The sequence below is a fragment of the Shimia aestuarii genome, from assembly GCF_022814865.1.
Lineage (GTDB): Bacteria > Pseudomonadota > Alphaproteobacteria > Rhodobacterales > Rhodobacteraceae > Shimia > Shimia aestuarii_A.
In genome coordinates this window covers 109,832-121,851 of sequence record NZ_JAKVRD010000001.1, presented here as the reverse complement: position 1 = coordinate 121,851, position 12,020 = coordinate 109,832, and the positions used below count along the sequence as shown (strand labels likewise).

Annotated in this window: 12 protein-coding genes; 8 read left to right on the top strand and 4 right to left on the bottom strand. The window is 60.9% G+C overall.

The window, feature by feature from the left end; genetic code table 11:
* Positions 1-60: 60 nt before the first annotated feature.
* Both MK745_RS00625 and MK745_RS00620 read right to left on the bottom strand, forming a co-directional pair.
* A complete protein-coding gene (locus tag MK745_RS00625; protein ID WP_243611337.1) occupies positions 61-225 on the bottom strand; it encodes a hypothetical protein in 165 nt (54 codons plus the stop codon).
* Between the two features lie 36 nt (positions 226-261).
* Positions 262-1,101 (bottom strand): universal stress protein, encoded by an 840-nt coding sequence (locus MK745_RS00620; RefSeq protein ID WP_243611336.1) that lies wholly within the window; start codon positions 1,099-1,101, stop codon positions 262-264.
* 194 nt (positions 1,102-1,295) lie between these two features.
* Here MK745_RS00620 and ccoN point away from each other — a divergent pair, with 194 nt between their 5' ends.
* From ccoN to ccoS, 8 genes are all read left to right on the top strand, one after another.
* Positions 1,296-2,894, top strand: coding sequence for a cytochrome-c oxidase, cbb3-type subunit I (gene ccoN, locus MK745_RS00615; RefSeq protein ID WP_243611335.1), 1,599 nt, complete (start codon positions 1,296-1,298; stop codon positions 2,892-2,894).
* 13 nt (positions 2,895-2,907) lie between these two features.
* Complete coding sequence (ccoO, locus tag MK745_RS00610) at positions 2,908-3,639, top strand: cytochrome-c oxidase, cbb3-type subunit II (RefSeq protein WP_243611334.1); 732 nt, start codon at positions 2,908-2,910, stop codon at positions 3,637-3,639.
* Between the two features lie 11 nt (positions 3,640-3,650).
* Entirely contained in the window at positions 3,651-3,836 is a 186-nt protein-coding gene (locus tag MK745_RS00605) for a cbb3-type cytochrome c oxidase subunit 3 (protein WP_243611333.1), read from the top strand.
* A complete protein-coding gene (ccoP, locus tag MK745_RS00600; RefSeq protein ID WP_243611332.1) occupies positions 3,833-4,720 on the top strand; it encodes a cytochrome-c oxidase, cbb3-type subunit III in 888 nt (295 codons plus the stop codon). Before MK745_RS00605 ends, ccoP begins: the two co-directional genes overlap by 4 nt.
* A 603-nt stretch (positions 4,721-5,323) precedes the next feature.
* Complete coding sequence (gene ccoG / locus MK745_RS00595) at positions 5,324-6,751, top strand: cytochrome c oxidase accessory protein CcoG (protein WP_243611331.1); 1,428 nt, start codon at positions 5,324-5,326, stop codon at positions 6,749-6,751.
* Positions 6,751-7,215, top strand: a complete 465-nt coding sequence (locus MK745_RS00590; protein WP_243611330.1) for a FixH family protein — start codon at positions 6,751-6,753, stop codon at positions 7,213-7,215. The genes ccoG and MK745_RS00590 overlap by 1 nt, the downstream gene beginning before the upstream one ends.
* Positions 7,216-7,217: 2 nt before the next feature.
* A complete protein-coding gene (locus MK745_RS00585; RefSeq protein ID WP_243611329.1) occupies positions 7,218-9,404 on the top strand; it encodes a heavy metal translocating P-type ATPase in 2,187 nt (728 codons plus the stop codon).
* Between the two features lie 7 nt (positions 9,405-9,411).
* Positions 9,412-9,570: a cbb3-type cytochrome oxidase assembly protein CcoS gene (gene ccoS, locus MK745_RS00580; RefSeq protein WP_243611328.1), complete on the top strand. Its 159-nt coding sequence runs from the start codon at positions 9,412-9,414 to the stop codon at positions 9,568-9,570.
* 54 nt (positions 9,571-9,624) lie between these two features.
* Here ccoS and MK745_RS00575 read toward each other — a convergent pair whose 3' ends face one another.
* Both MK745_RS00575 and MK745_RS00570 read right to left on the bottom strand, forming a co-directional pair.
* Complete coding sequence (locus MK745_RS00575) at positions 9,625-10,965, bottom strand: D-alanyl-D-alanine carboxypeptidase family protein (protein WP_243611327.1); 1,341 nt, start codon at positions 10,963-10,965, stop codon at positions 9,625-9,627.
* Between the two features lie 260 nt (positions 10,966-11,225).
* Positions 11,226-11,927 (bottom strand): HAD family hydrolase, encoded by a 702-nt coding sequence (locus tag MK745_RS00570; RefSeq protein WP_243611326.1) that lies wholly within the window; start codon positions 11,925-11,927, stop codon positions 11,226-11,228.
* Positions 11,928-12,020 lie beyond the last annotated feature (93 nt).

Below are 12,020 nucleotides of genomic sequence, written 5' to 3'. Positions count from 1 at the left end.
CGCTGCGCAAGAGGAAAAGCCGCCCGAGGGGCGGCTTTCGTGTTCTTGGGGGGGGCTGTCTCAGGTCTTGTCGGCGGGTTTGCCGTCTTTCGCCGCGCCACCGGAATGGCGCAGCTCTTGCCCATTGCCCCATTTCATGACGCCGAGACCGACCAGCAAGACGCCGATCCCTGCGAATGTCAGGAGAAAGAAAAGACCAAGTTGAACAAGGACATGCAGTCCCATGGGAAGCCTCCTGCGGGGCGTGTCCGCTGAAACGGGTTAATGCGCCATGAAGACAGGGATATCTGCCTGCTCGAGCATGTTGCGTGTGGCGCCGCCGAGGATCGCTTCGCGGAAGCGGGAATGCCCATAGGCGCCCATCACGACCATGTCGGCCTCGGTATCCTTGGCGTGGCGCATAAGAACGTCGGACACGCGTGGCAGGGTCTTGGAGAGCACATCAATCTCGACACGCACACCATGACGCGACAGGAACTGCGACAGGAGACCGCCCGGATCCGAACGGTGCGGCCCGTGTGTCGGCGGGTCGATGACCACAACGCGCACCGAGTCTGCGGCTTGCAGGAATGGCATCGCGGCGCGCACGGCGACCAAGGCCTCGCTGCTTTCGTTCCAACCGATGGTGATCCGCTTGGGCGCGGTGATCGGTGTGGTGTTTTCCGGCACGACAAGCACCGGTGCCTGGCCCTCGAAGAGAGCGGCCTCGATGGTTGGCTCAACCTCGGCACCGATGTTTTTGCCATAGGGTTTCGGCAGGATCACCAGATCCGCGAACCGGGCATGGGCGGCGACATGGCGGCCAAGGTCGGCAATCTGGGCGACGCCGGTTTCGGCCCCCCAGCGCACGCCAGAGGCGCGCAGGACTTCGATGGCCTTTTCCTCGAGTTCTTCGCTTTCCGTCTTGGCGCGGTTGAGGGTCTCCTGAAGGATCATCGCGTTGGCCCCGGCATAGTAATACCCGGTCTGGCTACGATCGACGCCAAGGCAGAAGGCGTCATAGTGAGCATCGGCGCCACGGGCGAGCGCAACGCCCTGAGCAAGGACGGTGTCCGCGAGCTCTAGATTGGTCAGCACCGACAGCATTGATTTGAAGGCCATTTCGATCTCCGTGGGATGGCGTTTCCGGGGTGGGCAGGTGTCTGCCGTGTCCTGTCTCCATGATTGGTCCAACTTGGAACCATTCTGCTTTGACACAGATCAAGGCATTGAAAGGGGGGGCGACCGAAAAGGAACCTAGTCTAAATCCGCCGTAACGCTTTCGAATCGCGCGCGGCAAGACGAAGGGACGCAAAATGTTGAATTATATCAAGCTGATCGCGCTTGCTCTGGTCACGCTTCTGGCGTTGGTCGCAGCAAACTATGCGCGCGATCTGGCCTATCTCGTTCACGCCATCTTGGTGGCCGTGATCGCAGGTGGCCTCTTTATTTATCACCTGCGCAAGGTAGGTGACAAAACTGTCGCACCTCAGAATGAGTATAATGACGGGCTAATCCGGATCGGTGTTGCCCTCACGGCTTTCTGGGGTGTTGTCGGCTTCCTGGTCGGTGTTGTCATCGCCTCGCAGCTGGCCTTTCCGGCGCTCAACTTCGAGTGGGCGCAGGGCTACCTGAACTTCGGTCGTCTTCGCCCGCTGCACACCAGCGCGGTGATTTTCGCCTTTGGCGGCACGGCCCTCATCACCACCTCCTTCTATGTCGTTCAGCGCACCAGCGCCGCGCGTCTTTGGGGCGGCGGTCTTCCGAGCTTTGTATTCTGGGGCTACCAGATCGTGATCCTGCTTGCCGCGACCGGCTATGTGCTCGGCGCGACGCACGGCAAGGAATACGCAGAGCCGGAATGGTACGTTGACTGGTGGCTCACCATCGTCTGGGTGGCCTATCTGGCGGTCTTCCTCGGCACGATCATGAAGCGCAAAGAGCCGCACATCTACGTGGCCAACTGGTTCTACCTGTCCTTCATCGTCACCGTGGCGATGCTGCACGTGGTCAACAACCTCGCCATCCCGGTGTCGATCTTCGGCTCCAAGTCGGTGCAGGTGTTCTCTGGTGTTCAGGACGCCATGACGCAGTGGTGGTACGGCCACAACGCCGTGGGCTTCTTCCTCACCGCAGGCTTCCTCGGCATGATGTACTACTTCATCCCGAAACAGGCTGAACGTCCGGTCTTCTCCTACAAGCTGTCGATCATCCACTTCTGGGCGCTGATCTTCATCTATATCTGGGCTGGCCCGCACCACCTGCACTACACCGCGCTGCCGGACTGGGCGTCGACCCTCGGCATGGTGTTCTCGGTCGTGCTCTGGATGCCGTCCTGGGGCGGTATGATCAACGGCCTGATGACGCTCTCGGGCGCATGGGACAAGCTGCGCACCGACCCGATCATCCGCATGATGGTCATCTCGGTCGGTTTCTACGGCATGTCGACCTTCGAAGGTCCGATGATGTCGATCCGCGCGGTGAACTCGCTGTCGCACTACACTGACTGGACCATTGGTCACGTGCACTCTGGTGCTCTTGGCTGGAACGGTATGATCACCTTCGGTGCTCTCTACTATCTGGTTCCGGTGCTGTGGAAGCGTGAGCGTCTCTACTCGCTCAGCCTCGTGTCCTGGCACTTCTGGCTCGCCACGATCGGCATCGTGCTCTACGCAGCGTCGATGTGGGTGACGGGTATCATGGAAGGCCTGATGTGGCGCGAAGTCGATGCCAATGGTTTCCTCGTGAACGCATTCGCCGACACTGTGGCAGCCAAATTCCCGATGTATGTCGTGCGTGCAACTGGCGGTGGCCTGTTCCTGCTCGGCGCCATCATCATGGCTTACAACCTCTGGATGACTGTACGTAAAGCGCCGGCCAAAGAGTCGCTCGCTACTGCAGTCCCGGCTGAATAAGGAGGGCCGGAGCATGGCTATTCTCGATAAACATAAAATCCTCGAGACCAACGCGACCCTCCTGCTGATCTTCAGCTTCCTGGTCGTGACCGTGGGCGGCATCGTGCAAATCGCACCGCTGTTCTGGCTCGAAAACACCATCGAGGAAGTGGAGGGCATGCGTCCCTACACGCCCCTCGAAATGGCTGGCCGCAACATCTACATCCGTGAAGGGCGCTACGTCTGCCACTCGCAGATGATCCGCCCGATGCGCGATGAGGTGGAGCGCTATGGTCACTACTCGCTGGCTGCAGAGTCCATGTATGACCACCCCTTCCAGTGGGGCTCCAAGCGCACGGGGCCTGACCTCGCGCGGGTTGGTGGCCGTTACTCGGATGAGTGGCATGTGGACCACCTGCGTGACCCGCAGTCGGTTGTGCCTGAATCGGTGATGCCGAAATACGGCTTCCTCGAGAACCGCATGATCGACGGGAAGTACATCCAGGATGTTCTCGCGACGAACCGTCTGGTTGGTGTGCCTTACACCGACGAGATGCTCGAGAACGCTCAGGCTGACTTTGCGGCACAGGCCGACCCCGACAGCGACTATGACGGTCTGCTGGAGCGGTATGGCGAAGAGAGCGTCATCGTGCGCAACTTCGACGGCCAAGATGGTGTTTCGGAAGCAGATGCCCTGATTGCCTACCTGCAAATGCTGGGCACTCTGGTTGACTTCTCGACCTTCACGCCAGACGCGCACCGTTAAGGGGAAGGGTCATGGAAACATATTCCCTTCTGCGTGAATTTGCCGACAGCTGGATGCTTCTGTTCCTGTTTGCTTTCTTCATTGGCGTCATCGTCTGGGTTTTTCGCCCGGGTGCGTCGAAGGAATACAAGGACACGGCAAGCATCCCGTTCCGGCACGACGACAAACCCGCCACGGATAAGGAGGCGAGGACATGAGTAAGAAACCTGTTCAAAAAGGAAACCAGGTCGAGACGACCGGCCATTCCTGGGACGGCATTGAAGAATATAACAATCCGCTTCCCAAGTGGTGGGTCTATATCTTCTACGCCTGTATCGTGTGGGGCATCGGTTATTCGATCGCATACCCTGCGTGGCCCGGCCTGAAGGACTCGACTGCCGGTCTGATCGGCTTCTCGACTCGCGGCAATGTCGCGGCCGATATCGCCGAGCAACAAGAAAAGCTCGGCCCGATCAACGCCAAGCTCGAAGCTGCGGAACTGACGGAAATCACGTCGGACCCGGAACTTCAGGGCTATGCGGTGTCGGCAGGGGCCGCCGTTTTCAAGACCTGGTGCGCACAGTGCCACGGGTCTGGTGCGGCAGGTGCCGTGGGCTACCCGAACCTGCTCGACAACGACTGGCTCTGGGGTGGTGACATCGAGGCGATCCACACCACCATTTCGCATGGTATCCGCAACGAGGATGACGGCGACGCCCGTTATTCGGAGATGCCGGCATTTGGTGATGATTACCTCGAGGCCGAAGAGATCGACGCGGTTGTCAACTACGTGATGACCCTGTCGGGGCAGGCTCCGATGGACGCCTCGCTCGTCGATGCAGGGCAGGAAGTGTTCCTCAATGAGTGCACCGCCTGCCACGCAGAAGACGGCACCGGCGACCGGGCACAGGGTGCTCCGAACCTGACCGACGCGATCTGGCTCTATGGTGGCGACTACGACACCATCAAGGAGACCGTCACCTACAGCCGTTACGGCGTGATGCCGCCCTGGTCGGAAGAAGCGTCCGAAGCGGGCCGTCTGACCGAGGCACAGATCCGTGCCGTCGCGGTCTATGTCCACCAGCTTGGTGGCGGCGAGTGATCGCAGCTTGAAGAATTCCGGGGGCGGCAACGCCCTCGGTTCAGCGCCGGTTTTCCGTTCTGTTCGCGCGTTTCCTGGAAAACCGGCGCTTTTTTCTTTCCCCCCACATTTGAGAGCCACCTCTGCGAAAGAGGCTTTGGCGCTGGCTTTTGCCGGGGCCTTTCTGAAGTTTCGGGGGGTGTCTGCCTTTCTGACGGAAATGCGCCGGCAAAAGACAGAAATGTCGCGCCGTTTGATCTGGGTCAAGGGAGCGCGGCGGCGTATCTGTGAATGTCAGGCCATACCGGGTTCGGAATCATCGCTTGCGAGACGAAGGGCCTTTCGGGTTGCCGCCGATTTTTCGGAGAGGCAAGGAGTGTCGGCTTTCCGTCCTGTTCGCGCGTTTCCTGGAAAGCCGACACCTACCGAACCATGCTACCACCCACTCGCAGAACTGCAATGACGTGGAGAGACGCAGGCAACACGGTTGCTGCGCTCAGGATAGCCTAGCAAACCTGCATTTGAAATATCAGATTCGCGGAAATGTTTGACCCATATCAAAGCCAGTGGGCGGCTTAGGGTTCAGAACGGCAGGTAGCCAATTCCAAAGCGCGAGTGAGTCCTGTGAGCACGACCGACCAAGAACCGGGCCTTTATGCCGCCCGGGAGCCAGTTTTTCCCAAGCGAGTCAGTGGTAAATTCCGGAACCTGAAATGGTACCTGATGGCCTTTACCCTTGGCATCTACTACCTGACCCCGTGGATCCGTTGGGATCGCGGGCCGAGCCTGCCGGATCAGGCGGTCCTGATCGACCTTGCGAATCGTCGCTTCTTTTTCTTCATGATCGAGATCTGGCCGCACGAATTCTACTTTGTCGCGGGCCTATTGATCATGGCCGGCCTCGGCCTTTTCCTCTTTACGTCGGCCTTTGGGCGGGTCTGGTGCGGCTATGCCTGCCCGCAGACCGTCTGGACCGACCTGTTCATCCTTGTGGAACGATGGATCGAAGGCGACCGCAACGCGCGGCTGCGCCTGCATCGTCAGAAGAAATGGGATCTGCGCAAGGTCCGGCTTCGGATTACGAAATACCTCTCGTGGGTGTTGATCGGTGCCGCGACCGGCGGGGCGTGGGTATTCTACTTCACCGATGCGCCGACGCTTCTTGTTGATCTTGTGATGGGCACGGCGCACCCGATTGCCTATACGACCATCGCCGTGATGACCGGCACCACGATCTTTTTTGGCGCCATCGCGCGCGAACAGATCTGTATCTATGCCTGCCCCTGGCCGCGTATTCAGGCCGCGATGATGGACGAAGACACCATCACCGTCGCCTATCGCGAATGGCGCGGGGAACCGCGCGGGAAAGGCAAACGCACGGAAGATAGCGCGCTTGGCGATTGCATCGATTGCATGGCCTGCGTCAACGTCTGCCCGGTGGGGATCGACATTCGCGACGGGCAACAGCTCGAATGCATCACCTGCGCGCTCTGCATCGATGCTTGTGACGAGATGATGGAAAAGGTTGGTAAGCCGCGCGGTCTCATTGACTATATGGCGCTCTCGGATGAGGCATCCGAGCGGGCCGGTGGCGCGCCCAAGAACATCTGGAAGCATATCTTCCGGCCGCGCACCATCCTCTACACGACCCTGTGGTCGCTTGTCGGGGTGGGGCTTGTTGTGGCGCTCTTCATGCGCTCGGATATCGACCTGACAGTCGCGCCGGTGCGCAACCCGACTTTCGTAACCCTATCCGATGGCACGATCCGCAACACCTATGAGGTGCGCCTGCGCAACAAGCATGGCGAGGAACGTCCCTTCAAGATCAGCGTGACAGGCGATGATACGCTCGTGGTGCGCCTTGAAGGCGTCGAAGGTTCGGTCGTGGATGTGCCTGCGGATGAGATGAAACTTCAGCGGGTCTATGTCCTCGCGCCGCCAGAGTCGGACGCGGCACATTCTGAACGCACGGATTTCCGCATGTGGGTCGAGGATACAACCAACGCCGATCGCGTGTATAAAGACACCGTGTTCAACGGAAAGGCCAACTGATGGCAGAGAAGAAACTTACCGGAAAGCACGTGGCGATGATCTTCGTCGGTGCTTTCGGGATCATCATCGCGGTGAATGTCGCGCTTGCCGTTTCGGCGGTGCGGACCTTCCCCGGGCTTGAGGTCAAGAACTCCTATGTCGCAAGCCAGGAGTTCAACACCCGCCTGCATGACCAGCTCGCGCTTGGTTGGCAGGTCAATGCCGACTATGTGGACGGGCGCCTGATCCTTGCGATCACGGACGAGGAGGGCGGGGCGATCAAGCCGAACACCCTTGAGGCCGTGGTGGGCCGTCCGACCCATGTCAAAGACGATGTGACCCCCGACTTTCAGTTTGACGGCGCGGCCTATGTCGCGGCGGTGCCGCTTGGGCGGGGCAACTGGAACATTCGCATGAAGGCCACGTCGGCGGATGGCACTGAGTTCATCCAGCGCGTCGTCTTTCGCGTGAAGAAGGAAAGCTAAGCATGACCGCCGCAATGCGCCCCCAGGCTTCGGCCTGTCCCGCCTGTTCCGCCGCCCCGGCGGCAGAGGCGCTGGCCGAGATGGCAGAGGACAAGGAGGCGCGTCTCGCGCTTTCGCTGCCGACGGTGCATTGCGCGGCCTGTATTTCCGCGGTCGAGCGGGAACTCAACAAGACGCCGGGCGTGCATTCCGCGCGGGTCAACCTGACGCTTAAGCGGGCCTCGGTCGAAGCCGATGCGGAGGTCAGCGCGGCAGACCTGATCGGGGTGCTCGAGCGGATCGGGTATGAGGCGCATGAGCTTGATGTCGGCACGCTGTCGTCGACGGCATCGGACAAGGCGGGGCGCGATCTTCTGATGCGGCTTGCCGTGGCGGGGTTTGCGTCGATGAACGTGATGCTTTTGTCGGTGTCGGTCTGGTCCGGGGCGGAAGCGGCGACGCGGGACATGTTCCATTGGATTTCGGCGGCGATTGCCCTGCCGACCATCGTGTTCTCAGGCAAGCCGTTTTACGTCAACGCTTGGTCGGCGCTCAAGCATAAGCGGCTCAACATGGATGTGCCGATCGTGCTTGCCATCGTGCTCGCGGTGGCGACATCTCTTTGGGAGACGACCCTTTCGGGGGAACATGCCTATTTCGATGCGGCCCTGACCCTGACGTTTTTCCTTTTGGCGTGGCGCTACCTTGACCATCGAACCCGCGCCGTGGCGCGGTCGGCGGCGGAGGAGCTTGCCGCGCTCGAGGTGCCACGTGCGATCCGGGTGCGCGATGGGGAGGAAGAAACCGTTCAGGTCAGCGAACTGGCGGTCGGGGATATGATCCTCGTGCGCCCCGGTGGGCGGATGCCCGTCGATGGCGAGATTGTCGAGGGGCAGTCCGAGCTTGACCGGTCGCTTCTTACCGGCGAGACCGTGCCGGTCTTTGCCGAGCCGGGCTTTGGCGTCAGCGCGGGCGAGGTCAACCTCACCGGGCCGCTGGTCGTGCGCGCCACGGCGGTGGGTGAGGAGACGAGCCTGCACCGGATGGCGGACCTTGTGGCCATCGCGGAGAGCGGACGCAGTCGTTATACCTCGCTTGCGGACAAGGCGGCGAAACTCTACGCGCCGGGGGTTCATATCCTGTCGGCGCTCGCTTTCGTGGGTTGGTATCTCTACACGTTTGATATGCGCACGGCGCTCAATATCGCGGCGGCGGTTCTCATCATCACCTGCCCCTGTGCGCTCGGGCTTGCCGTGCCGGCGGTGACGACGGCGGCCTCGGGGCGGCTTTTCCGCAAGGGGATGCTCATCAAACATTCGACCGCGCTTGAACGGCTGGCCGAGGTGGACACGGTTGTTTTTGACAAGACCGGGACGCTCACAGCGGGGACGCCGCAGGTTGAAAACCTTGGCGATTTCCCGCGCCGAGACCTTGAGATCGCACTGGCGCTGGCGATGGGGTCGTCTCATCCGTTGAGTATGGCGCTTGCCGATGCAGCACGTGAGGCGGGGATCAAACCCGCAAAGGTCAGCGAGATTGAGGAAGTGCCGGGCTATGGCACCCAAGGCAAGGTTGGCGATACGCGCGTGCGGCTTGGCCGGGCGGCCTGGATCGGGACGCAGCCCTTGGCGCAGACCTCGGCGTTTCTCTCGGTCGGGGACGGCGCGGCGCGTGCGTTTACCTTTAGCGATAGTCTGCGCGATGGTGCGGAAGAGGCGGTGCGCGGATTGCTGGGCTCGGGCAAGGATGTGCTTCTTGTCTCGGGCGACAGCACCGGCGCGGTCGAGGCACTTGCCGTGCGTCTTGGCATCACGAAATGGATCGCTGAGGCGCTTCCCGAGGACAAGGCGGCACGCGTGCAGGCCATGACCGACGAAGGCAAGCGCGTGTTGATGGTGGGCGACGGGCTCAACGATACGGCGGCGCTTGCCGCGGCGCATGTGTCGATCTCTCCGGCTTCGGCGCTTGATGCGGCGCGGGTGGCGTCGGATATCGTGCTGCTTGGCGGCGACCTGAGCCCGATTGCCGATGCGGTCGCGACGGCACGGTCGGCGACGAAACGTATCCGCGAGAATTTCCGCATCGCGACGGTCTACAATATCATAGCCGTGCCGCTTGCGGTGGCGGGGCTGGCGACGCCATTGATCGCGGCCTTGGCCATGTCGTCGTCTTCGATTACAGTTTCGCTCAATGCGCTGCGCCTGAGGTAATCCGCGAATGCAAGTCCTGTCCTATCTGATCCCGATCTCGATCCTGCTTGGCGGCGTGGGGCTTCTCGCCTTTGTCTACACGGTCAAGTCGAACCAGTATGACGACCCCGAAGGCGATGCACGCCGCATCCTGAGCGGCGAATGGGACGATCATCCCAAACCTTGATACTCTCGCGGAATTGCAGAATGCCGAAGGCCCTTGCGAGGGCCTTCTTTGCGTTCAGGATGGGCCGATGGTGAAGCAGGCGATCTGGCGCGCTTGCAGGCGGCGGCAGGCGAGGTCGGCGGTTTCGCGGGTCATGCCGACGAAGTTCGCCTCGTAGCCCCGATTTCCCTGCACGACCTTGCGTAGGGTGCCGTCCAATGTGCTCATCTCGGTCAGGGCGGTTTTCAACAGCACTTTTTCGGCAGCGTAGCGGGATGGGTAGCGGCCCACGTTGATACCCCAATGCCGCCCACCAGAGGTTGAAAGGCGCGTAACGACCTGTGGCGTGTCGAGCGCTTCTGTCGCGACGGTTTCGGGTACGGGGGCCGCGCCGCGCGCTTCGATCAGGGCGGATTGGATGTCATATTCTATAGTGCGTGCGGTGGCGACGACTGTGGCCTCTGTGGCGGCGGGCGTGGTTGCCTCTGGTGTCGCGGCCTCTGCCACAAGGACAGGGGCGGTCTCTTGTTCGCTGCGCACAGGGCGCAGGACCGGGCGCAAGCTGCGCTTGACGGCTGTGGTGACGCGGATCGTCTTGCCGGCTTTGCGCAGGCCGTTGTATTGCGGCGGGCTTGGCTTGCGCAGGGCGACACGGCTCGGGGCGCGGCGGAAGCCGAGGTCAAGCAGTTCCGCGACCTTGGCATTGCGCGAGGTTGAGGAGCGGCCGCCAAAGACTGTTGCGATCACGCGTTCGTTGCCGCGCTCGGCAGACGCCACGAGGTTGAACCCGGCAGCGCGGGTATAGCCCGTCTTGATCCCGTCGGCGCCGCGATAGGCGGCAAGAAGGCGGCGGTTGGTGTTGGACACGGTCTTGATCCCGGCATGGGTCGAGCGGCGCGAGAACAGGTTGTAATACTGAGGGTAGTCGTAGAGCAGGTGCCGCCCGAGGATCGTCATATCCCGCGCCGTGGACATGTGTCCGTTCTCGGTCAGGCCGTGCGCGTTCTTGAATGTCGTGTTGGTCATGCCAAGGGCGCGGGCGGTGCGGTTCATACGGCGGGCGAACTTGGCTTCGGAGCCTTCAATGGCCTCACCAAGCGCGGTCGCAGCGTCGTTGGCGGATTTCACCGCCGCAGCGCGAATCAGGTAGCGTAGCTTGATCTTCTGACCCGAGCGCAGGCCGAGCTTGGACGGCGGCTCGCTGGCGGCGTTGCGGGAAATACGCACTTGGGTATCAAGGGTGATCTCGCCGTTCTTGACCGCCTCAAAGACGATATAGAGCGTCATCATCTTGGTCAGGGAAGCCGGGTGCAGGCGGGTGTCTGCGTTGCGGGAATGCAGGACTTCGCCACTGCGGGCATCCATCACCATCGCAGCATAAGGGGCTGCGCTGACCGCGAGAGTCAGAGTCAACATCCAGAGACATGATGCGAATGCCAATAGCCCGAATCGAGCCGGCGGAATCTGCCGAACCTTCACCTTAACTGCCCTTACTGCCTCGTGCCGCCGGTTTTCCGGTTCGGCTTTTTGTTAACATGACGCTAACACAGCTCCGCACCCTGATAAAGTATTGGTTTACTATCCAAAGGTAGGTGTGGGGTGTGGGTCACCTAGATGTTGGGGGTCGCGAAATCATCCCCCCAAGAGAGGCGACTTTTTAGGAAGGTGACGTTCCGTCAGCGCACGCTAAGCACGAAATCGTGAAGATCTTCCAAGCTCGAAATTTCGGCAAACCGCGGCGCGGTGCGGGGTGGTTCGGCGTGTTCGAGACTCCATGTGAGATCATGCGGGACATGCACTCCCCAGCCGCCAGCCTCGATCACCGGGATCACATCAGAGCGCAGCGAGTTGCCAACCATCATGGCGCGCGAGGCGTCTTGGCAATGTCTGGCGAAGATCTCGACATAGGTTTCGGTGGTCTTATGCGAGACGATTTCCACCCCATCGAAGAGATCGCCAAGGCCCGATTGCGCGAGCTTGCGCTCTTGGTCGATCAGATCTCCTTTGGTTATCAAGAGGATGCGATAATCGGGGGCGAGCGCCTCAATCGCTTCGCGGGCATGGGGCAAAAGCTCGATCGGGTGTTCGAGCATTTCGCGCCCGGCCTCCATCAACTCGGCAATCACGGCGGCGGGCACCTTGCCTTCGGTCACTTCGATCGCGGTTTCGATCATGGAAAGTACAAAGCCCTTGATGCCAAAGCCGTAGTGTCCGAGGTTGCGTTTCTCGGCGGCGAGCAGGCGGTCTTCGAGGTGATCGCGTTCGGTATAGTCGGCGAGAAGGCGGGCAAAGCGATCTTGTGTGATGCGGAAGAAACGCTCGTTGTGCCAGAGCGTGTCATCCGCGTCAAAACCGATCGTTGTCAGGCTCTGTTGCATGATAGCCTCGCAATTCCCTTGCCCTGCCTCTTTTCTCAGGTGCATGACAGGTTATATAGATCGCTCAGAGCGACAACAGGAGTCTCAACGCGC